We start from the raw sequence: 23,281 nt of genomic DNA, 5'->3' as shown, positions 1-23,281 counted from the left end.
GAAATTCGAGGGAAATTAGGGGACGGACTTATGATGGTCCGTCCCCGCTGATTTCAATATCTGTTTCCGGTCAGATGCCCGAACTGCTGTCTGCCTGGCTGATATCTTATACCAGTGCTACAGTCTCACGGCAGATTGCAAGCTCCTCGTTAGTTGGGATAACTGCAACCTTAACCTTGGAATCCGGTGTGGAGATCACGATCTCCTCGCCACGATGTCCGTTAGCGTCTTTGTCAAGTGTAACACCAAGGTATCCAAGATAGCTTACAACCTTCTCACGTACAGGAATAGCATTCTCGCCGATACCTGCTGTGAAGATGATTGCGTCAACACCGTTCATTGCTGCAACATATCCGCCTACGAATTTAGCGATGCCATAGCAGAGAACGTCGATTGCATTAGCTGCATCCTCGTTTCCGCCTTCAGCTGCCTCGTTGAGGTCACGGAAGTCGCTGGAAAGTCCGCCGGAAAGTCCGAGAAGACCGGATTTCTTGTTGAGTACGTTCATAACACCTTCAATGTCCAGATTCTCTTTCTTAGCGATGAACTCCATGATAGCCGGGTCGATGTTACCGGAACGTGTTCCCATAACAACACCTTCAAGTGGTGTAAGACCCATTGTTGTATCTACGCATTTACCGTTTACAACTGCACTGATGGAAGATCCGTTTCCAAGGTGGCAGACGATAACCTTAGAATTATCTTTGTCAAGACCAAGGAACTCAACAGCTCTCTTGGATACGAAGCTGTGGGAGGTTCCGTGGAAACCATATCTTCTTACTTTATATTTCTTGTAGAAGTCAAGCGGAAGTCCATAAAGGTACGCTTTCGCCGGCATTGTCTGATGGAAAGCTGTATCGAATACACCTACCTGCGGTACGCCTGGCATAAGCTCTGCACATACACGGATACCGATAAGGTTAGCCGGGTTATGAAGCGGTGCAAGATCGTTGCACTCCTCTACTGCTTTGATCATCTCATCTGTGATCACTGCAGAAGATGCGAATTTCTCGCCACCGTGTACAACACGATGTCCGATTGCATTAACTTCCTTAAGGCTTGCGATAGCACCTGTCTTATCGTTGGTAAGTGCATCCAGAACCATCTGGATTGCTTCTTTATGTGTAGGCATAGCTGCCTCTGTGATTTCTTTATCGCATCCGGCTTTCTGGTATACCAGTCTTCCGTCGATACCGATTCTCTCGCAGAGACCTTTTGCAAGTACATTCTCTGTCTCGGAATCGATTAACTGATATTTTAATGAAGAACTTCCACAGTTGATAACCAATACGTTCATGATTTTACTCTCCTGATTTTTTTATAATATGCGGAGGCAGAACCTGTCTGCCTCCGGCTGATATGTAAGGATGATTATTTATCTTCTGCCTGACACTGTACTGCTGTGATAGCAACAACACCTACGATATCATCTGCAGAGCATCCACGGGACAGGTCGTTTACAGGTTTAGCGATACCCTGTGTAACAGGTCCGTATGCTTCTGCTTTTGCAAGACGCTGAGCAAGCTTGTATCCGATGTTACCTGCATCAAGGTCTGGGAAGATAAGAACGTTAGCTTTACCAGCTACTTCGCTTCCCGGTGCTTTGGATGCACCTACGCTTGGAACGATCGCTGCATCAAGCTGGAACTCTCCGTCAAGTTTAAGCTCCGGATGCTCCTCTTTAGCGATTCTGGTAGCCTCTACCATCTTATCTACGTCAGGATGTTTCGCACTTCCCTTTGTGGAGTGAGAAAGCATAGCTACAACCGGCTCCTCCTGAACAAGAAGTTCAAAGGACTCGGCAGAAGATGCTGCGATAGCGGAAAGTTCCTCCGGAGTCGGGTTCTGGTTCAGACCGGAATCAGCAAATACGAATGCACCGTTAGCACCATACTCGCAATCCGGAACTACGATCAGGAAGAATGCGGATACAAGCTTGGTTCCCGGTTTTGTCTTCAGGATCTGAAGGCATGGACGAAGTGTATCAGCTGTAGAGTGGCATGCACCGGATACCATACCGTCTGCATCGCCCATCTTAACCATCATTACGCCATAGTATGGGTACTGAGTATGAAGGATCTCTTTCGCTTTCTCAGGTGTCATTCCTTTCTTAGCTCTCAGTTCTACGAATTTATCAATGTATGCCTGAGTTCTGTCGGATGTCTCCGGATCTACGATCTGTGCACCGGAAATATCAAAGCCGCCCTCTGCTGCTTTCTTGTTGATCTCTTCCTCGTTACCGATAAGAATGATCTTGGCAACTCCCTCTTTCAGAATCTTGTCTGTTGCCTCAAGAGTTCTCATATCCTCTGTCTCTGGCAGTACAATTGTTTTTACGCTTTCTTTTGCTCTTTTTTTAAGCAGTTCAACAAATCCCATGATTAAATGGCTCCTTTCTTGATGTAACAAAAACGCTAGTGTCTGTTCGGGCACTACACTGTGTTTATTATACCCCCTTACACTTTGTATTTCAAGCTTTTCATTGTCAGAAAATGGCTGTGCGGCGTATTTTTTGAAGTGCAATTTTACTGTTTCTGACTTCATTGGCACTGTTCGGCAAAATCACCGTTTACAGGTAATATTCTGCAACTGCATCTATATTTTATTTGTCCTTTCAAAAACGTTATGTTACAATGTCTCCATCCATCAGAAAAGAGGTCTTATCTTATGAAAGTTGTAGGAATCATCGCAGAATATAATCCCTTTCACAAAGGACATGCATATCAGATCCGGTATGCCCGAAGCGTTCTTAAAGCTGACTATATCATCGTTGCCACGAGCGGGGATTTCGTACAGCGTGGAACCCCGGCTCTTATGCCAAAACATGTCCGGGCTGAAATGGCATTGAAATGTGGGGCAGATCTGGTACTGGAGCTTCCCGTCAGTACTGCGACGGCTAGTGCGGAAGCCTTTGCCGCAGGTGGGGTCAGCCTGCTTTCCGAACTTGGGGTTGTGGATGAACTTTGTTTCGGAAGTGAATGTGGGAATACGAAGCTTCTCATGGGGATTGCCGGAATCCTTGCAAACGAACCGGAGGCATACCGACATATTCTTCAGCAGAAACTCCGCAGCGGAATGAGCTTTCCGGCAGCCAGAAGTAAAGCTCTGGTAAGCTATATTGAAACAGCTGATATTCCACCTTACTCCAGCATATCCAATGCCGCAGCTGCATTGTCCGCCCAGAACGGACTTGTACTTTCTCCGGAGCAGGCCGAAACTATTCTCTCCTCTCCCAACAATATTCTGGGAATCGAATATTGCAAAGCGATTCTCCGGCAGAACAGCCAGATGATTCCTCATGCACTTCTACGGGAAGGCCGTGGCTATCATGATACGAACCTTGAAGCGGTTTCCAATGCTTCTTCTGCACAGGATGCTTCTGCTTTTCCGTCAGCATCCGGTATCCGGAAGCTGTTTACCCTAAATCCGGAAGCAACTGATTTTTCCCGTTTTATCCCGAAAGCCGCTCTTCCTGTTTTTCTGGCTTCTCTGAAAGATAATGCCTGGCTGTCAGAAGATGCTCTGGATCTGCCTCTGCACTATAAACTTCTCCTGGAAACAGAAGAAACCCTGCACACATATCCGGAACTTTCCGATGCTCTGATCCGGCGTATTTTGAAATTCCGGAATCAGTATGAGGGTTTTTCCCAGTTTGCAGATCTCTTAAAAACCAGAGATATCACACGTTCTGCCATCTGCCGCAGCCTTCTTCATATCTTTCTCGATCAGAAAGAAAAAGCACCCGAACGTATTCCCTACGCCCGGGTACTTGGTTTTTGTAAAAACAGCTCTTCTCTGCTTGGCCAGATCAAAAAATCAGCCTCTATACCGTTGCTCACAAAAGCCGCAGATGCACCATCAGTCCTTGATGCAGAAGGATACAGACTATTCCGTGGAACCTGCGAATCCTCTAATCTTTATGAAATGCTTCTCTGTCACAAAACAGGACATGGCTTTGTTCATGAATTAAAAAAATCGCCGCGGATTCTTCTGTAGTCTTTTGTAATATTCCCTGTTACAATCCGCTTTTTTGGATCGCCTCCACAGCATCCCGGATCTTCTCTGGCGGAAGTACCAGTGCAAAACGCACATATCCCTCTCCGTGAGGTCCGAAGCTTGCTCCCGGAGTCACAATAACGCCTGCTTTTTCCATCAGCTCCATGCAGAATGCCATACTGTCGGTACGTCCTCCGGGAATCTTCGCCCATACGAACATGGTACCTTTTCCATTCGGAAGCTCCCAGCCAATGTCACGAAGTCCCTGACAGAGAGCATCTCTTCGCTCCTGGTACATCTGACACTGTTCTTTCACACTGTCAAGCGGACCCTGAAGCGCTGAAAGAGCCGCCTTCTGAAGCGGAAGAAACATTCCGAAATCGATCTGGCTTCTCAGCTTGCGGAGTGCGGCGATCACATCCGGGCGGCCTGCCAGAAAGCTAAGTCTTGCGCCTGTAACATTGAAGGATTTGGAAAGGCTGAAGAATTCCACACCGATCTCCTTCGCTCCCGGAGTTGCAAGAAAGCTTCCGCCAAAAGCTCCGTCAAAAATAATGTCACTGTAGGCATTATCGTGAATAATAAGAATATCATATTTTTTCGCAAATTCCACGATTTCTTCGTAAAGTCCGGGAGTTGCAATGCTTCCTACCGGGTTGGACGGAAGAGATACTACCATGTATTTCGCCTTCTTCGCCACTTCCTCCGGAATTCCTTTCACGTAGGGAAGAAAATCATGTTCCGCAACCAGTGGATAATAGTAAGGAACAGCCCCTGCCATCAGGCTTCCTGCTGCAAATACAGGGTAGCACGGGTCCGGAAGAAGAACCGTATCTCCTTCATCACAAAGTGCCATGCCAAGATGTCCCATTCCCTCCTGGCTTCCGTAAACAGTCATTACCATATCCGGTGTCAGTTCCACGTCAAAGCGTTTTTTATAATATGTACAGACCGCTTCCAGAAGCTCCGGCAGATCACGGAGGCTGTATTTCCAGTTGTCATCGTCCATGGCAGCTTCTGCCACAGCCTTTTTTATATATTCCGGAGTTTTAAAATCCGGAGTTCCCACACTCATGTTATAGATCTTCATTCCCTGTGCTTCCAGCTCCATACGCCGATTGTTCAGAGCAGAAAAGATCTCATCGCCAAAACGGTCCAATCTTTTTGAAAACTGCATATCATTCGTCCCTCTTTCCTTATTACTCATTATTCTGCCAAAAGGATACGGTCATTATCCAGGGCCTTGCCGGCTCCTGTCTTAAATTTCTCAAGAAGACCGTCCACAGTCATGTTTTTCTTCTCTTCCCCTCCGATGTCCAGTACGATATTACCGGAATCCATCATCAGGATACGGTTTCCAAGATCGATTGCGGACTGCATATTGTGTGTGATCATCAGACAGGTCAGCTGATGTTCCTCCACGATCTTTCTGGTAAGATTCAGGACTTTCTCGGCAGTTCCCGGATCAAGTGCTGCAGTGTGCTCGTCCAGAAGAAGTAATTTGGGCGGGTTCATGGTTGCCATCAGAAGTGTTAGTGCCTGTCGCTGTCCACCGGACAGAAGGCCTACCGGATGACTCATCCTTTCTTCTAGGCCGATATCCAGTTTCTTCAATTCTTCGTAGAAACGTTCTTTTTCCTGCCGGGTTGTATGAGAAAGCCATCCGCCTCTGCCGGCTGCAAGCGCAAGATTTTCTTCGATCGTCATACCCGGCGCAGTTCCGCGCATCGGGTCCTGATAAAGACGGCCAATCTCTTTCGCACGTGCATGCTGTGGCATAAATGTGATATCCCTGCCATCCAGCTCAATTGCTCCCTCATCTGTGAGAAAATCACCACATATTGCATTGAAGAGAGTCGATTTTCCTGCACCGTTGGAACCGATAATCGTAGCAAAATCGCCTTTTTTCAGTTCCAGAGAAAGGTCTTCAATCGCTTTTTTTTCGTTTACGGTTCCCGGATTAAATGTTTTTGAAATATGGCTGATTTTTAACATGGATCATCTGCCTCCTTTTGTATGAGTCATTCTTCTTCGGATCTGCGGCCACTGTTTCTTAAGATATGGGCCGGAAATTGCAAGAACAACGATCACAGAAGATACCAGTTTCAGCATAAATGCCGGCATATTGAAACGAAGGGCAATGGTATACACAAGACGGAAGATAAAAGAACCAAGTACCATTCCCACTGCTCTTACAAAAATCCCACCATGACCAAGAAGTGTCCCTCCGATCAGCAGGGATGCCAGTGCGATAGTAACCATGCCCTGACCGATGTTGATATCTACGGATTTCTGTGACTGAGACAGAAGGCATCCGGAAAGTGCTGTAAATGCATTTGCTACGCAGAGACCGATCACTGTTGTAAAGACCGGATTGATGGAAGAAGATTTTACCATGTCAGAATTATTTCCGGTTGCCCGGATTGCAAGGCCAAGTCTTGTTTTCAGGAAAAATACCAGAAACAGGATTACAAGGATCACTGCGATGGCTGCAATAATGATATCTTCCCTGCCTTTTAACGGAGTTCCCGCAAGTGTATCTTTCATCATGGTAAATACTGTAGTCGTACGGTTCATATTGATCAGGGATGAACCTCCCATGACCGCAATATTCACGGAATATAAAGCCGTATTTACAATGATACCGGCAAGCAGGCTGTCTACGCCCAGTTTTGTCTGCAGGATCGCAGTCACAAATCCCGATGTAACACCTGCTGCCATAGCTGCTATGATAGACAGAAACGGATGTCCGCTTACAGCTACCACGGCTCCTACAGCGGCTCCAAAAGTAAAGCAGCCGTCTGTAGAAAGGTCGCAGACATTCAGCATAGAATAACTAAGGAACAGAGCGAGAACTGTCAAAGAACAGATCAGTCCAAGCTTCAGGGCAGTCTCCCCGAGGGAGAGCATAGTTGCAATCGTCACAGTGATTTCCTCCAATTGATTTCATAACCGTTCACAAAAGTGAACCGCTATTTTTTATTTTGCTTCTACTTCATCGAAGCTTTCTGCAGTTGTGATCTCATTTACCTGTGTGCAGAGAGGCTCAAATGCTTTCTTTACCGTATCAAAATCAAGGCCAAGTTCTTTACATGTCTCTGTATTAACAGTTGCTGTACCATTATCGAATGTTTCCACAGCTGTTTTTGCCGGGTCTGCGTTATCTACCAGGATATCAGTGATCATATCAGCTGTTTTCTGTCCCAGGTTTGCATAATCAACGCCATATCCTACAAATGCTCCGTTTAATGCAAAGGAGTCAGCACCTGTATAGTGCGGGATTCCTGCATCGATAAATTTCTCATAAATAGAAAGTTCTGCTGTCATAATAGTATTGTCAGTTGGTGTAAATACGGCGTCCACACCGTCTGCGATCAGTGCATCTGCTGCAAGCTGAACTTCATCAGTAGTCGTTCCAGTACGTTCTACGTATTCGATTCCCTGCTCATCCAGATAATCTTTTGCTTCCTGAATTGCTGTTGTGGAAGAATCCTGTCCTACATCATAGAGGAGACCAATCTTCTTTACATCCGGATTCTGTGCCTGGATCAGTTTCATGATAGAAGAAGTGTCCAGGTAATCACTGGTTCCTGTAATGTTTGCACCAGGAGCATCCAGAGAATCTACAAGGCCGGAACCCACCGGATCAGATACTGCTGAGAAAACAACCGGTGTATCACTTCCCTCTGTAGCAGACTGCATACGCATCGCTACCGGTGTAGCCACACCTACCATCAGGTCAACCTTATCTGCCTGGAAATCGGAAATGATCTGTTCCATAACACTGGCATCTGCATTGCAGTTGTCATAAGACACATCAAAGGTGATATCTTTTTCTTCGCCAATCTCTTTCAGACGGGACTGGATATTATCTACGATCTGATTCAGGGAAGCATCGTCTACATAATTACAGATACCAATTTTAAAATCCTCTGCCATAACCGGGCTTGCCGCCATCATAGTTGTTGCTGCTACTGCTGCTGCGATCACTAACATTCTTTTTTTCATAATTTTGTTCTCCCTTCTTATTCCGCTTATGATTACTTATTTGTACACCCTGCGGTCTGCTTTTCCGGAACAACTTTTCATGCAACAGATTTTCTTGTTTTCTGTAACATAAAAAACCGTCTCAAGCTTATATTATGCTTGAGACGGTAATAAAAGTTCTTTATTATCGCGGTACCACTCAAATTGACGAATCGCCCACTTTCCGGTGTACTGACATACACTCCTCATTGATAACGGGTTCGGTTATCCCGTCGGCGCCTACTGTACAGATTCAATAGTTCGGGCCGCCCTCGAAAGTCCATTCAACATCTGGTCCCCTGCGGATTCCCACCATCACCGCTCTCTGTGAAGCTTCCTGAAATGTCTACTTCTCTTTCTCACTGGTTTGTTTCTTAAGTTGTGTTTACTTTAACACATCAACGCATCTATGTCAACCCCTGAATTTTAAAACTTATAAAATTAATTCTTAAAGCTGTGGATCGGTGCCGGGATCCGTCCGCCTCTCTGTACAAATGCGTCGCAGGAGAAAGAATTTACCGGCATGATCGGTGCATAGCCAAGAAGGCCGCCGAACTCAACAGTCTCGCCAACACCCTTGCCGATAACCGGGATCAGACGTACTGCCGTTGTCTTCTGGTTTACCATACCGATCGCAGACTCATCTGCAATAATACCTGCCAGTGTAGTTGCCTTGGTATCTCCTGGGACTGCGATCATATCAAGTCCTACGGAGCAGACACAGGTCATGGCTTCCAGCTTCTCAAGAGTAAGCGCGCCCTCGTTTACCGCATCGATCATTCCCTGATCCTCACTGACCGGAATAAACGCACCGCTCAAACCACCAACAGCTGCTGCTGCCATAACGCCGCCTTTTTTTACCTGGTCATTGAGAAGCGCAAGTGCCGCTGTTGTTCCAGGTGCACCAGCTCTCTCAAGTCCGATCTCCTCCAAAATCTCCGCTACAGAATCGCCAATAGCCGGTGTCGGGGCAAGGGAAAGATCTACAATACCAAACGGCACATCCAGACGTCTGGATGCCTCACGTGCAACCAGCTGGCCTACTCGTGTTACCTTAAATGCTGTACGTTTGATCATCTCACAGAGGGTTCCGAAATCTTTTCCGCGAACCTGCTCCAGAGCTTTCTTTACAACACCGGGACCGCTGACACCTACATTGATAATGCAATCTGCCTCTGTGACACCGTGGAAAGCTCCTGCCATGAACGGGTTATCATCCGGAGCATTACAGAACACTACCAGCTTGGCACATCCAAGGGAATCCTGGTCCTTGGTAGCCTCTGCTGTTGCAAGCACAATTTCTCCCATCAGCTTGACAGCGTCCATGTTGATACCAGTCTTGGTAGAACCTACGTTTACAGAGCTGCAGACACGCTCAGTCTCTGCCATAGCCTGTGGGATAGAACGGATCAGAAGCTCCTCTGCAGGTGTCATTCCTTTGCTTACCAGTGCAGAATAGCCGCCGATAAAGTTAACGCCGACTTCCTTGGCACATTTATCGAGAGTTCTTGCGATGGTTACAAAATCCTCCGGCTTCTTGCATGCAGCACCACCTACCAGTGCGATCGGTGTTACGGAGATTCGTTTATTGACAACCGGGATTCCGTATTCAGTAGCGATCTCATCACCGGTAGCTACCAGATTTCTGGCCTTTGTGGTGATCTTGTCATATATTTTCTGATTCAGTGCGTCAAGGTCAGGATCAATGCAGTCCAGAAGGCTGATACCCATGGTGATGGTACGCACATCCAGATTCTCCTGCTCTATCATTTTGTTTGTCTCGTTTACCTCAAAAATATTGATCATTTTATTTTCTCCCTGATGATTGGTGTAAGATAGGTATGTAATAAAATAACTGTATAGCTGTCAGCTTTATCACACTCTGTGCATCATGTTAAAGATGTCCTCGTGCTGGCAGTGGATCACTACACCGATCTCTTTGCCAAGATTCTCAAGCTCTTTTGCAAGTGTGCCTCCGTCCTTCTCACATTTCGCTGTATCTGCGATCATCATCATGTTGAAATACCCCTGAACGATGGTCTGAGAAATATCCAGAATGTTAACCTGATTCTCTGCAAGGTATGTACAAACCTTCGCGATAATTCCTACTGTGTCATTTCCTACTACTGTGATAATTGTCTTCTTCATCGTTTTTTCCTTTCTACACTGTGATTATTTCTGATATATGATCCCGCTTCGCTACCTGGATCTTAAAATCCCTGGAGCGGTACGGGTTGTCACCAAATGTTACCTCCGAGCACACGGTCTCATAGGCAAGTTCCTCGTAGTTGTTCTCCCGGCTCAAGTGCCCGAGAAAAACAGCTTTCAGATTATCATGGAGGATCCGGCAGAGCAGCCGGCCGGCATTCTCATTGGAGAGATGGCCTCTGTCACCTAAGATCCTCTGTTTCAGATAATAAGGGTATTTTCCAACCTGCAGCATCCGGATATCGTGGTTGGCTTCCAAAAGCACCGCATCCAGATTCTCAAGGTTTTTAACAATATAATCATTATATTTTCCAAGGTCTGTGGCAATTCCCACAGAATGTTCTCCGCATTCCAGACGGTAGCCTACCGGCTGTGCCGCATCGTGCGGAATCGTAAACGGATTTATCGTCAGATCTTTGATCTCAAAGGGTTCATCTTCGCGGATCTCATGGATCAGTCCCTCCGGCATTTTTCCAAGTGATTTCATGTGAAGCATGGCATCTGCAGTTCCACCTGTAGTGTAGATCGGAATTCCGTATTTTCTGGAAATCACGCCAAGCCCCTTGATATGGTCGGAATGTTCATGGGTGATCAGGATACCATCTACATCTTTTCCTGTAAGGTCCAGGGAATTCAGGCCTTTCTCAACGCCCTTTCCGCTGATTCCCACATCTACCAGAACATGTGCTTCCTCAGATCCCACATAAATACAGTTTCCGCTGCTTCCACTGGCAATACTACAAAGTCTCATTTCTTTCTATCCCTTCTCTGATCTGTCTCCGGGTCTCCAAAAGATCTCCGTTATTTTCGATCACATAATCGGTGTTTTCCCGGAAAACCTGGTCGGAAACCTGGTTTTTGATGATGCCAAGAGATTTTTCCCTAGAATATCCACGGTTCTCCATCAGTCTCTGTATCCGGATTTCCTCTTCTGTATACACATACCAGACCTCATCACAGAATTCCTGGTATTTCTCCTCCAGAAAAAGTGCCGCCTCCACAACACAGATTTCTCTTCCGGCTTCTCTCTGCTCCTGAATAAGACGCAGGATTCTGCTTTTCACAGCCGGATGAATGATCCCATTCAATTTCAAAAGCATCTCCTTATCTGTGAATACTACATCAGAAATCCGCTTCCGGTCAATAGTTTTATCTTTTTTTATGGTTTCTTTTCCGAACAATCCGATCACTGCATCGTAACATTCCTCGCCCGGTTCCATTAAAATATGCCCGATCTGGTCTGCCTGTATCACATATGCGCCGAAATCTTTTTCCATGATTCCAAGCACTGTACTTTTCCCGGCACCTACGCCGCCGGTTACTCCGATCACTCTCATTTATTTCGCCTCATACCAGTTGTCTCCCTGATGCATATCCACGTCAAGCTCCACTTTAAGTTCCGCGGCACCCGTCATCTCCTCTTCCAGGATACGGGATACCTCTTCAATCTCTTCTTTTTTGGTTTCGATCAGAAGCTCATCGTGTACCTGCAGCACCAGTCTTGACTGCAATCCTTCTTTTTTCATTCGTTCGTAAACATGATTCATGGCAATCTTGATAATATCTGCCGCAGTTCCCTGAATCGGGGAATTCATTGCCACACGCTCTCCGAAAGAACGCTGCATGAAGTTACTGGATTTCAGTTCCGGTACCGGACGTCGTCTGCCAAACATGGTTGTAACATAGCCATACTCTTTGCCGTCTTTTACAAGGCCATCAAGAAATCCCTTGATTTTCGGATATGTCTCGAAATATTTTTCAATATAGGCTGCTGCCTCTTTTCTTGTAATGCTTAAATCCTGACTCAGTCCGAAAGAGCTGATACCGTACACGATTCCGAAGTTTACAGCCTTTGCATTTCGTCTCTGAAGCGGTGTCACCTCATCCAGCGGCACATGAAATACCTGAGATGCGGTAAGGCGATGGATATCTTCCGCCTCTCTGTATGCCTGGATCAGCTTCTCATCCCCGGACATATGGGCCAGCACACGCAGCTCGATCTGGGAATAATCCGCATCCAGGAACACATACCCATCCTCCGGCACAAAAACCTTACGGATCAGTCTTCCCAGCTCCATACGTACCGGAATGTTCTGAAGATTCGGCTCTGTACTGCTGATACGTCCGGTAGCTGTGATCGTCTGGTTAAAAGTAGAGTGAATTCGTCCGTCTTTTCCGATCACATTTCCAAGTCCGTCGGCATAAGTGGATTTCAACTTCGTCAGCTGGCGGTATTCCAGGATATCTTTCACAATGACATGCTCCGGTGCCAGCTTATCAAGAATGTCTGCTGCTGTGGAATATCCTGTTTTTGTCTTCTTGCCACCTGGAAGTCCAAGCTTTTCAAAAAGAATCACTCCAAGCTGCTTCGGTGAGTTAATATTAAACTCTTCTCCTGCCTCCTGCCAGATCGTTTTTTCCAGCTCCTGTATCCGGACACTCAGCTTCTCACCATAGCTTTTCAGCTCTTCACCTTTTACGGCAATTCCCCATTTCTCCATGGAATCCAGGGTAAACACAAGCGGAAGCTCAATCTCATCGTAGACTTTTCGCATTCCGGTCTCATCCAGCCTGCGAAGGAGCTCCTCTCGGGCCATATATGGCACAAAAGCCTGATAGCAGGCATAATTTCCAAGCCCCTCCATCTCATCCTCCCAGGCTTTCTTAAGAGATGTTTTTCCAAGAAGATCTTCTTTGGCCGGAAGCATCATTCCATTCAGATATTCTCTTGCCATATCATCATGGGTATAAGAGGATTTCAGAGGATTCAGAAGATACGCTGCGATTCCTGCGTCAAAAACCTGCTCTGGTTTTGTAAGTGCAACATGCTTCAGAGCAGCCTTGATATCCATGGCACAGATCACGGTCTCCTGCGCCAGTTTTTCGATCTTTGTGCAAAGGTATTCTCCTGTGAGAAGTCCCCCCACCGGAATCTGATAGATCTCATTTTCATCCAGTACAAGTCCCACTGAGTATACTTCTTCCTGGTCTGCAAGAACGGAAATTCCCACCTGATCCTTCTTCCCGGCTTTTTCAAAAAGGGCCTCTACACCGGAAAGATCATTACAGGTAAAAAATTCCAGCTCCATAGAGGAATCTGCTGCTGTGGCCGGGTCAAAACGGTTCAGCATGTTCTTAAATTCCAAACGCTTACACAACTCATAGGCTTCCGGTGTATATGGATTCTCCACTTTAGCCTTCTCGTAGGAAAATTCAAGAGGGCTGTCTGTATTAATGGTCGCAAGCTCCTTGGAAAGCTGTGCCATGTCATAATGCTCACGAAGTGATTCTTTCGCCTTGTTTGGCTTCACTTCTTCCAGATGTTCATGTGCATTCTCAATAGAGCCAAACTGTACGATCATTTTCGTGGCAGTCTTCTCTCCTACTCCCGGGATTCCCGGAATATTATCAGAGCTGTCCCCCATCAGAGCTTTCAGTTCTATGATCTGCGGTGGTGTTACCTGATATTTTTCCAGAACCTCCGCTGTGTGATAATTCTCAATGGTGGTCTTGCCGCGAACAGTCTTGGGCAGACGGATCAGAACCTTATCAGTAGCCAGCTGAAGAAGATCCCTGTCTCCGGAAAGGATTGTTACATCCATGCCTTTCGCTTCGCTTCTTCGCGCGACTGTTCCAAGAAGATCATCCGCTTCATATCCCTCCAGGGACATGATATTGATTCCCATGGCAGAAAGCATCTCCTTGATCAACGGCACCTGTTCCCGAAGCTCTTCCGGCATAGGCTTACGGGTTCCCTTGTAAGCCTCGTATCTCTTATGGCGGAAGGTTGGTGCACTCAGGTCAAACGCAACGGTTAAATATTCCGGTTTTTCTTCTTCCATAATTCTGAACATAATGTTCAGGAACCCATATACAGCTCCTGTATGACGGCCTTCTGCATTGGTAAGATCCGGTAATCCGTAAAACGCACGGTTCAAAATGCTGTGTCCGTCGATCAGTAATATTTTTTCACTCAAACTATATTCCCTCCTTAAGCTCCAGGATCACGAAAATGAGAAAAACAGCCAACGCTGCAATAAGCGCGCAGACAGCCACTGCTGCTACTGCTCTGTGAAATTTCTTTCTGCGGATATATCTTCTGGATTTCCGGATATCCTCTTCCAGCAGTCCCTTAAAATCCAGAACGGATTCTTCCTGCTTCTCATCCAGCTGTTCCATGGCTTTATGCACGATAAAATAAGTGGCAAGCTCATCGTAACAGGAGGAACAGTTTTCAATATGCTCCAGAAACTCCTCCAGCTCATTGACAGAAAGCGCATGACCTATATATTTATTAACCATTCCCTCAGCAGTACGACAGTCCATATTTTTCCCTCTCTTTACTGTTTCGTAATTGTTTACCATTATAACGAATTAAACTGTGAATGACAAGAACAGTTTCATTGCAAAAAAGTTCGAGGACTGTAAAGATCTGTATCCTACAGTTTCCTCGAACTTTCTGTCCGTTTTTCTCTGTAATTATAAAGCTTATAAGCTGTCTGTATCCTGTGTGTTCTCATCGGAAGCAGTAATCTCCACCGGTGGCTCATTAAGGATCTTCATAAATTCCTCGCCTGTAATCGTCTCATGTTCATAAAGATATTTGGCGATCTCGTGAAGCTTACCAATGTTATCTGTCAGGATCTTCGTAGCTTTCTCATGCTCTCTTCTTACCAGCTCAACGACCTTTTTATCCAGAAGTGTCTGGGTCTCAAAGGAGCAGGTAAGGCTGGCATCTCCGCCCAGGTACTGATTGCTTACATTCTCCATGGCAACCATATCAAATTCATCGCTCATACCATAGCGGCTGATCATGGCTCTTGCGATCTTGGTCGCCTGCTCGATGTCATTGGATGCTCCTGTTGTAACAGAATGGAAGATCAGCTCCTCTGCTGCGCGACCACCTGTAAAGGTTGCGATCTTGTTCTCCAGTTCCTCTTTTGACATCAGGAAATGTTCCTGTTCATCTACTTGCATGGTATAACCAAGAGCACCTGAAGTACGTGGAATAATGGTGATCTTGTGAACCGGAGCAGAATCTGTCTGTTTGGCTGCAACCAGTGCATGCCCTACCTCATGGTAGGAAACGATCAGCTTCTCCTTATTGGAAAGCACACGGTTCTTCTTCTGATATCCGGCAATGACAACCTCGATACTTTCCTCAAAATCTGCCTGTGTGGCAAATTTCCGTCCGTCACGGACTGCACGGAGTGCTGCCTCATTGACGATATTGGCAAGCTCTGCGCCGGAAGCACCAACAGCTGCCTTGGCGATCTCATCAAAACGGACGCTGTCCGCGATCTTGATCTTTTTCGCATGAACCTTAAGGATCTCTTCACGACCCTGAAGGTCCGGAAGCTCAACCGGAATTCTTCTGTCAAAACGTCCCGGACGAAGAAGTGCAGGATCCAGGGAATCCGGTCTGTTGGTAGCTGCCAGGATCACAACGCCCTTGGAGCCATCAAAGCCGTCCATCTCAGTAAGCAGCTGGTTCAGTGTCTGCTCACGCTCATCGTTTCCGCCACCCATTCCGGCACCATCACGTTTCTTACCAATGGTATCGATCTCATCGATAAATACGATACATGGGGCTTTCTCATTGGCCTGTTTAAAAAGATCACGGACCTTGGCAGCACCCATACCAACAAACATCTCCACAAACTCAGATCCGGAGATGGAGAAGAACGGAACTTCCGCCTCACCGGCAACAGCCTTGGCAAGAAGTGTCTTACCGGTTCCTGGAGGACCTACAAGAAGTGCTCCTTTCGGCATGGAAGCACCGATTTCTCTGTACTTCTGCGGATTATGAAGAAAATCTACGATCTCGGTCAGAAGCTCCTTGGCCTCATCTTCTCCGGCTACATCCGAAAATTTGATTCCTGTGGAAGATTTTACATAGACCTTTGCGTTGCTTTTTCCGAAAGACATCATTCCTCCCGGACCGCCATTACCCATGGAGCTCATCATCTTCTTACTAAGCCAGCGACCCAGCAGAATAAAGATTGCGATAGGAAGTACATACCCCAGGATCAGCGACAAAAACAGGGACTGTCTCTGCGGTGCAGTTCCCTCAATACTTACGCCTGCATCATAAAGATGCTGTACAAGATCCTGATCATCCACTGACACGGTCTTACAGTAGACATCATTTCCGTCTACCTTCATGGTATAATAGATATAATCGGTATCGATCGTTGCCTCATATACTTTTCCTCTGTCTACGGCTTTCAGGAAGGTGGTATAATCTGTCTCTCTCACACTTCTTTCTGAAAGGGCAGGAAGAGCAAAAACATTAAGCAGAATAATGATCACGACCGCAATAATATAATATACATATATCGGCCGTTTCTCTGGTTTTTTGGAATTCAGATTCATGCAGTCTCCTCCGTTATCTTATAGTATATTGCTATATCCACAGTGCTATATCAGGTGGTACAGCTTTGTAGCACACTGTACCACTTTTTTCAGTCTATTTCAAGGAGGGCACCTCCGATTTCATAAACTTTTTAGAATTGGAAATTTTTCCATATAATTCCACAATTCTAAAAAAAATCCTTGCAAATCATTTTTCTCTGTGTTAGTATAATAAACGGTTATGCCGCTGTGGCGGAATTGGCAGACGCACTTGACTCAAAATCAAGCGGAGCAATCCGTGCCGGTTCGAGTCCGGCCAGCGGCATTAACATTTAGGAACCTGACAGAGCAATCTGCTAGGTTTTTGTCATATAAAGGGACAAAAAACAAACGAAAGGAATGAAAAAATTGGAAAAAGACAAAAGTTTTTTGGGTACAGAGCCTGTAGGAAAACTGCTCCTTCGTCTTGCACTTCCTACCGTAGCCGCACAGCTGATCAACATGCTTTACAACATTGTAGATCGTATTTACATTGGCCATATTCCAGGGGACGGTGCCTTGGCACTGACCGGCGTCGGCGTCTGTATGCCACTCATCATGGTCGTATCTGCCTTTGCTGCACTTGTCGGTAACGGCGGCGCTCCCAGAGCCAGTATCTTTATGGGAAAGAATGACACCGATAAGGCAGAACATACGCTTGGAAACTGTTTCACCATGCAGATCATCATTTCTGTGATCCTTACCGCTATCCTTCTTCTTGGAAACCGCAGCTTCCTTCTGGCTTTCGGTGCAAGCACAAACACCATTGATTTCGCTGTGGGCTATATGAATATTTATGCAATCGGAACTATTTTCGTCCAGTTAACGCTTGGCATGAATAATTTTATCACAGCTCAGGGCTTCGCAAAAACAGGCATGCTTTCCGTTCTGATCGGTGCAGTCGCCAATATCCTCCTGGATCCGGTCTTTATTTTCGGTTTCCACATGGGAGTTCGCGGTGCTGCTCTCGCAACGGTGATCTCACAGGCACTTTCCTGTATCTGGGTGCTTTCTTTCCTCTTTGGAAAAAAGACATTTCTGCGTCTTCGAAAAAGCACTCTGAAGCTGAAAGGAGAGATTCTTCTGCCATGTATGGCTCTTGGTTCCTCCCTCTTTGTCATGCAGCTCAGTGAAAGCATCATTTCCGTCTGCTACAACTCTTCTCTTCTGAAATATGGCGGAGATGTGGCGGTTGGAGCCATGACCATTCTTACCAGTGTTATGCAGTTTGCCATGCTTCCTCTTCAGGGACTGGGACAGGGTGCTCAGCCTATTATCAGCTACAATTACGGTGCCCGCAACGAAAAACGTGTACGTGCCACATTTAAGCTTCTTTTGAAAACAAGCGTTACCTACTCTGTGATCCTGTGGCTGATCATCATGATCTTCCCGCAGATCTTCGCCGGAATGTTCACCTCTGACAGTACACTGCTTGCTTTTACAAAAACATCTCTCCGCATTTACATGGCTGTTGTATTTATCTTCGGCATCCAGATTGCATGCCAGATGACCTTTATCTCTCTTGGACGAGCTAAAGATTCCATTATCGTAGCCATTGTCCGGAAATTCGTACTTGTTATCCCGCTGATCTATATTCTGCCCCATATTTTCCGGGCCGATCAGACAAACGCGGTTTACATGGCTGAACCGGTTGCCGATATACTGGCCGTTACTTTTACTGTTATCCTTTTCTCATTCGAGTTCCGGAAAGCTATGGCAGAGATCTCCGGCATCCAGAAATAACTGCATAAATATACCTACATAACAAAAGACCCTCCTGCATGTGATCAGATTCAACATACCCGGAAGGTCTTTTGTTAAGATCTCCTAATCTCTATTTTATTTCAGCTCATCCTCATCCTGAAGAAGTTTCTCGAAGATCGGGAAGCAGTCAAATGTCGCAAAATAATCTCTCGGTGTCTCGGCACGGCGGATCATCTCGAAGCTTCCGTCCTCATGAAGAAGGATCTCAGAAGATTTCAGTTTACCATTGTAATTATAACCCATAGCGAAACCATGTGCACCTGCATCATGGATCACAAGAAGATCTCCCATATCGATTTTCGGAAGCATACGGTCAATGGCAAATTTATCATTATTCTCGCAGAGAGAACCTGTCACATCATATTTGTGATCACATGGCTCATTCTCCTTGCCCATAACTGTGATGTGATGATAAGCACCATACATAGCCGGACGCATCAGATTAACTGCGCAGGCATCTACACCGATATACTCCTTGTGTGTGTGCTTCTCATGAATTGCTTTTGTGACAAGGCAGCCATACGGACCCATCATAAAACGTCCAAGCTCTGTATAAATTGCCACATCGCCCATTCCCTCCGGAACAAGTACCTCTTCATAAACCTTCCGGACACCTTCACCGATCACACGGATATCGTTCGGCTCCTGATCCGGTTTGTAAGGAATTCCGATTCCGCCGGAAAGGTTAATGAATTTAATGTGTGCGCCTGTTTCTTTCTGAAGTTTAACAGCAAGCTCGAACATAACCTTTGCAAGCATCGGATAATAATCATTTGTTACGGTGTTGCTGGCAAGGAATGCATGAATTCCGAACTCTTTGGCTCCTTTGGATTTCAGGATACGGAATGCATCAAAGATCTGCTCTGTGGTCATTCCATATTTTGCATCTCCAGGATTATCCATGATACCGTTGCTGATCTTGAATACTCCGCCCGGATTGTAACGGCAACTGATCACTTCCGGAATTTTTCCAAGTGCTTTCTCAACAGTCTCAATATGTGTGATATCATCCAGGTTGATGATTCCACCGATCTCATCTGCATATTTGAACTCCTTCGCCGGTGTATCATTGGAGGAGAACATGATGTCGCCTTTTTTGCAGCCTACTGCCTTGGCCATCATGAGCTCAGTTGCAGAGGAGCAGTCACAGCCGCAACCGTACTCCTGAAGAATATTGATCAGATATGGGTTCGGTGTTGCCTTTACTGCAAAAAACTCCTTGAAGCCTTTATTCCATGCAAATGCTTCTTTCAGTGCTTTTGCATTCTCACGGATTCCTTTCTCATCGTAGAGATGAAAAGGTGTCGGGTATTTCTCAGTAATCTCGTTCAGTTTCTCAAGTGTCACAAATGGTACTTTTTTCATAATAACTGCCTCTCCTGTTTCGTTTCATTACTGGCGTTTTCAGAGTATTTGCCCTAATGCCCGGTAATCTTATTTTGCCTCGATCACGTGCATCATATTTGTGACTGCACCCTGACCGTTTGTCATGTTGGTCGCAGGGTCTCCTGCTGTAAATACAACAAGGTCTCCTCTGTGGATCAGATGACGGGTACGAACCACGTTCATGGCCTGTGATATGATATGGTCTGTTGTGTCTCTTTCATATCCTTTCAGAGGTGTTACACCCCAGATCAGCTGAAGTTTATGCTGGATCGTTGCGCTCGGTGTGATCGCATAGATCGGAACCTTCGGTCGGAAATTAGAAATCAGTCTGGCTGTATTTCCGCTCATGGTAGGTGTTACAATGGCGTCTGCCTTCAGGTTCTTGGCTGTACGTACAGCTGCAAGACCTACAGCACTGGAGATCTGCTCTCTTCCGTCCATGGAACGATGCTCAATAAATACCTTATAATCCAGGTGTGGCTCTGTCATCTCTGCGATCTCAGCCATCATACGAAGGGCATCAACCGGATATTTACCTGCTGCTGTCTCACCGGAAAGCATGATCGCATCGGTTCCGTCATAGATCGCATTAGCCACATCGGCTACCTCTGCACGGGTAGGACGCGGGTTACGGATCATGGAATCCAGCATCTGTGTTGCCGTAATAACCGGTGTGTAATGCTCATTACACTTACGGATGATCTCTTTCTGGATATGTGGTACCTGGCTGGCCGGGATCTCTACACCAAGATCTCCTCGCGCAACCATGATTCCGTCAGAAACCTCAATGATAGAATCAATATTTTCGACACCCTCTGCGTTCTCGATCTTGGCAATGATACCGATATCGTGACCGCCGTTGTCATCCAAAAGCTGACGGATCTCACGGATTACTGCGGAAGAACGGACAAAAGATGCTGCAATGAAATCAAATTTCTGCTCAATACCAAAAAGAATATCACTCTTATCCTGCTCTGTGATTCCCGGAAGATTTACTTTTACGTAAGGTACATTTACACCCTTCTTCTCTCCCAGCTCACCACCATTAAGGATCTTGCAGATGATATCGGTTCCTTTAATCTCCTGAACCTCAAGCTCGATCAGTCCGTCATCAATGAGGATTCTGTTTCCCGGTTTTACATCTTTATAAAGTGTCTCATATGTTATGGCAACTTTTTTGTCGTCACCCTCAAAATCACCGATTCCAAGCACAAACTGGTTCCCTGATTCCAGTTTTACTTTCTGCCCGTCCTTTAAAAGTCTGGTACGGATCTCCGGTCCTTTTGTATCAAGAAGCATAGCGATAGGCATATCCAGTTTCTCACGAAGCTCCTTGATCATGTCCACACGGCCCTTCTGCTCCTCATGGTCTCCATGAGAAAAGTTGAATCTGGCAATGTCCATTCCATTCTCCATAAGAGCCTTCAGTGTTTCCCTGTTGTTGCTGGCAGGTCCAAGTGTACAGATGATCTTCGTTCTTTTCATTTTGAATATCCTCCCTCTTTTTTCATGTTACTGTACGTGTTTGTGCGTAAATAAATGATCCTGGCAATATTCATAATTCCCCTTGCACTTTGAGCAGAAACGGAATTCCAGATTTGGATCGTCCTTCTCCGTGCGTCCGCAGATCGCACATTTGTGTTTGGCAATTCCGTCCGGACCATAGCCCGTTCTTGTAGGAGCCATAGCTTTTTTGAACTGCTGTCTTCTGTGAATCTCCTTCGGATTATAACGGTTCATATCCCGTGTACTGAAATAGAAAATCACAAAATTCAAAAGCGATGCCACGATCGGGACAACGCCTACCCAAAGTCCTGCTCTAAGATAGGATACAATATCCCATGCGATAAAAAGTCCATATATAAATGCCATCCATTTCATCTTGATCGGAATAACAAACATAAGCAGAAGCTGCAGATCCGGATATGTGACCGCATATGCAAGGAAAATAGAAAGGCTGATATAGTACGTTGTGAAGATGCTTCCATATGGAACCATAAAACCGCCGATTGTTACATAACCACCTGTAAACGCATACAGAAGTACCGCTGCGATCACGGTAAACAGAAATCCCGAAAAAATATACAATGTATACCGGAAGGTTCCCCAGGTACGCTCCAGTGAAGTACCGATCGGATAGTAAAAGAAAAAGATAGCCAGAAGAAACATCAGAAGATTGCCTGTTCCTCCAACACTGGAAGGTGGATAGATCACCCATGTCACAAGACGCCAGATCTGTCCCTTCATGACCATGGACATATCCAAGCTCATCATATTTAAGACTCCCGGTGCAAACATGGCCAGAAAATATCCCAGCACGTAACATCCAATGATATAGACCGTCAGATTCGGGATTCCAAATCTTCCAAACTTACGTTCAAGTTTGTTGATAAATTTCATTAAAATCTCCTTTCAGAAAATCTTCAAAAAATCAGAAAAATCGCTTCTTGGAAAGAATGATCGCTGCCACAGCACTGATTGCTACTGAGAACAGGATAATGATCAGAAATCCCCAGGAACTCTGAGACAACGGCATACCGGAACCGGCTACGTTCATTCCATAGGCACTGAACACGATCGTCGGAATGCTCATAACGATCGTGATAATCGCCAGAACCTTCATGACGATGTTCATATTATTGGAAATAATAGACGCAAAAGCATCCATGGTTCCATTCAGAATTCCGCTGTACACATTAGCCATTTCGATTGCCTGCTTGTTCTCTGTGATAACATCCTCCAGAAGATCCGTATCCTCCGGATATTTCTTGATGCTGTCAATCTTCAGAAGTTTCTCCAGCACGACCTCATTGGATCGGAGTGATGTGATAAAGTATGTCAGGGATTTCTGCAGCTCAAGGAGCTCAATCAGCTCCTCATTTCTTGTGGAAAGGTGCAGCTTCTCTTCCACCTGCTCACTCTTCTTGTCAATAATACGCAGATAACGCAGGTACATACTCGCATTTCTGTAAAGGATCTGGAAAATAAAACGGGTCTTCATATAGGTAAAAAAGCTCCGTACTCTTCCCTCCATAAATCTGGTCAGAACCGGGGTGTCCTCCAGGCAGACAGTAAAGATCATGGAATTTGTAACGATAATACCAAGAGGAATCGTTCCATACCAGTCCTTATCATTACGTTCCTCAATCATAGGTACATCCACCAAGATCAGTGTATAATTATCCTCAACTTCGATACGTGACCGTTCTTCCTCATCCAAAGGGGATCGCAGATCGTCAACCTCTATATCAAACTTCTCGGAAAATTCAAAAATCCCTGTTGCCGTCGGATTCGTCAGCGCAATCCAGCAGCCCTCCTCCGGTTCCTGTATCTGGTGGATGGCTCCGTCTATTGTCTTATAAATCCTTACCACGATTTCACTTCCCTTCTTTTGCTTTTCTTTTGCCAGGGCAAAATTCATTTTTCATTATAAATAGTCAAAATAGCTTTGTCAATTCATACATTTTTATTTTATGGAAGCTTTCTTATAATTTCACATGATCTTTAC

The 23,281-nt window shown here is 45.7% G+C and carries 19 protein-coding genes and 1 tRNA gene; 3 read left to right on the top strand and 17 right to left on the bottom strand.

From position 1 onward, the window contains the following. Positions 1 to 106: 106 nt before the first annotated feature. Positions 107 to 1,297, bottom strand: coding sequence for an acetate/propionate family kinase (locus tag WMO28_RS06575; protein WP_178644580.1), 1,191 nt, complete (start codon positions 1,295 to 1,297; stop codon positions 107 to 109). Between the two features lie 74 nt (positions 1,298 to 1,371). Next, on the bottom strand, positions 1,372 to 2,379 hold the full coding sequence (gene pta / locus WMO28_RS06570) for a phosphate acetyltransferase (RefSeq protein WP_178644582.1): 1,008 nt from the start codon (positions 2,377 to 2,379) through the stop codon (positions 1,372 to 1,374). Between the two features lie 288 nt (positions 2,380 to 2,667). Here pta and WMO28_RS06565 point away from each other — a divergent pair, with 288 nt between their 5' ends. Beyond that, positions 2,668 to 3,996 (top strand): tRNA(Met) cytidine acetate ligase, encoded by a 1,329-nt coding sequence (locus WMO28_RS06565; RefSeq protein ID WP_349056447.1) that lies wholly within the window; start codon positions 2,668 to 2,670, stop codon positions 3,994 to 3,996. A 19-nt stretch (positions 3,997 to 4,015) separates the two neighbouring features. On the opposite strand, the gene WMO28_RS06560 is transcribed toward WMO28_RS06565, so the two are convergent. The 11 genes from WMO28_RS06560 to ftsH form a co-directional block, all read right to left on the bottom strand. Further along, a complete protein-coding gene (locus WMO28_RS06560; protein WP_349056446.1) occupies positions 4,016 to 5,173 on the bottom strand; it encodes a pyridoxal phosphate-dependent aminotransferase in 1,158 nt (385 codons plus the stop codon). A 29-nt stretch (positions 5,174 to 5,202) separates the two neighbouring features. Further along, positions 5,203 to 5,991 carry an ATP-binding cassette domain-containing protein gene (locus tag WMO28_RS06555; RefSeq protein ID WP_178645196.1) on the bottom strand — a complete coding sequence of 263 codons (789 nt, stop codon included), beginning with the start codon at positions 5,989 to 5,991 and terminating at the stop codon, positions 5,203 to 5,205. Positions 5,992 to 5,994: 3 nt separating this feature from the next. Beyond that, positions 5,995 to 6,906, bottom strand: a complete 912-nt coding sequence (locus WMO28_RS06550; RefSeq protein ID WP_435376052.1) for an ABC transporter permease — start codon at positions 6,904 to 6,906, stop codon at positions 5,995 to 5,997. Between the two features lie 69 nt (positions 6,907 to 6,975). Then, on the bottom strand, positions 6,976 to 8,004 hold the full coding sequence (locus WMO28_RS06545) for an ABC transporter substrate-binding protein (protein ID WP_349056444.1): 1,029 nt from the start codon (positions 8,002 to 8,004) through the stop codon (positions 6,976 to 6,978). 459 nt (positions 8,005 to 8,463) lie between these two features. Beyond that, entirely contained in the window at positions 8,464 to 9,828 is a 1,365-nt protein-coding gene (locus WMO28_RS06540) for a PFL family protein (RefSeq protein WP_349056443.1), read from the bottom strand. A gap of 69 nt (positions 9,829 to 9,897) precedes the next feature. Further along, positions 9,898 to 10,170, bottom strand: a complete 273-nt coding sequence (locus WMO28_RS06535) for an ACT domain-containing protein (RefSeq protein ID WP_021977683.1) — start codon at positions 10,168 to 10,170, stop codon at positions 9,898 to 9,900. A gap of 13 nt (positions 10,171 to 10,183) precedes the next feature. After that, positions 10,184 to 10,981 (bottom strand): MBL fold metallo-hydrolase, encoded by a 798-nt coding sequence (locus tag WMO28_RS06530; protein ID WP_178643886.1) that lies wholly within the window; start codon positions 10,979 to 10,981, stop codon positions 10,184 to 10,186. After that, positions 10,968 to 11,567, bottom strand: coding sequence for a dephospho-CoA kinase (gene coaE / locus WMO28_RS06525; RefSeq protein ID WP_178643884.1), 600 nt, complete (start codon positions 11,565 to 11,567; stop codon positions 10,968 to 10,970). Before coaE ends, WMO28_RS06530 begins: the two co-directional genes overlap by 14 nt. Further along, positions 11,568 to 14,207, bottom strand: coding sequence for a DNA polymerase I (gene polA, locus WMO28_RS06520; RefSeq protein WP_349056442.1), 2,640 nt, complete (start codon positions 14,205 to 14,207; stop codon positions 11,568 to 11,570). Position 14,208: 1 nt separating this feature from the next. After that, entirely contained in the window at positions 14,209 to 14,556 is a 348-nt protein-coding gene (locus WMO28_RS06515) for a zf-HC2 domain-containing protein (RefSeq protein WP_178643880.1), read from the bottom strand. Positions 14,557 to 14,718: 162 nt separating this feature from the next. Then, positions 14,719 to 16,605, bottom strand: a complete 1,887-nt coding sequence (gene ftsH, locus WMO28_RS06510) for an ATP-dependent zinc metalloprotease FtsH (protein WP_178643878.1) — start codon at positions 16,603 to 16,605, stop codon at positions 14,719 to 14,721. Between the two features lie 222 nt (positions 16,606 to 16,827). Here ftsH and WMO28_RS06505 point away from each other — a divergent pair. Together WMO28_RS06505 and WMO28_RS06500 are read left to right on the top strand one after the other, a co-directional pair. Next, positions 16,828 to 16,909 (top strand) — tRNA-Leu (locus tag WMO28_RS06505). Positions 16,910 to 16,992: 83 nt separating this feature from the next. Next, on the top strand, positions 16,993 to 18,366 hold the full coding sequence (locus WMO28_RS06500) for an MATE family efflux transporter (RefSeq protein ID WP_178642367.1): 1,374 nt from the start codon (positions 16,993 to 16,995) through the stop codon (positions 18,364 to 18,366). Between the two features lie 96 nt (positions 18,367 to 18,462). On the opposite strand, the gene WMO28_RS06495 is transcribed toward WMO28_RS06500, so the two are convergent. The 4 genes from WMO28_RS06495 to WMO28_RS06480 all read right to left on the bottom strand — a co-directional run bounded on the left by WMO28_RS06495 (position 18,463) and on the right by WMO28_RS06480 (position 23,146). Then, the gene (locus WMO28_RS06495; protein WP_349056441.1) at positions 18,463 to 19,752 is read right to left on the bottom strand and encodes a diaminopimelate decarboxylase; all 1,290 of its coding nucleotides are present in this window, start codon (positions 19,750 to 19,752) and stop codon (positions 18,463 to 18,465) included. A gap of 69 nt (positions 19,753 to 19,821) precedes the next feature. Further along, positions 19,822 to 21,258, bottom strand: a complete 1,437-nt coding sequence (pyk, locus tag WMO28_RS06490; RefSeq protein ID WP_349056440.1) for a pyruvate kinase — start codon at positions 21,256 to 21,258, stop codon at positions 19,822 to 19,824. A 27-nt stretch (positions 21,259 to 21,285) separates the two neighbouring features. Then, the gene (locus WMO28_RS06485; RefSeq protein WP_178644399.1) at positions 21,286 to 22,173 is read right to left on the bottom strand and encodes a hypothetical protein; all 888 of its coding nucleotides are present in this window, start codon (positions 22,171 to 22,173) and stop codon (positions 21,286 to 21,288) included. 31 nt (positions 22,174 to 22,204) lie between these two features. Then, a complete protein-coding gene (locus WMO28_RS06480; protein WP_349056439.1) occupies positions 22,205 to 23,146 on the bottom strand; it encodes a magnesium transporter CorA family protein in 942 nt (313 codons plus the stop codon). Positions 23,147 to 23,281 lie beyond the last annotated feature (135 nt).

It is taken from the genome of Blautia aquisgranensis (assembly GCF_040096615.1).
Taxonomy (GTDB): Bacteria; Bacillota; Clostridia; order Lachnospirales; family Lachnospiraceae; genus Blautia_A; species Blautia_A aquisgranensis.
This window is presented reverse-complemented; position numbering and strand designations above follow the sequence as displayed.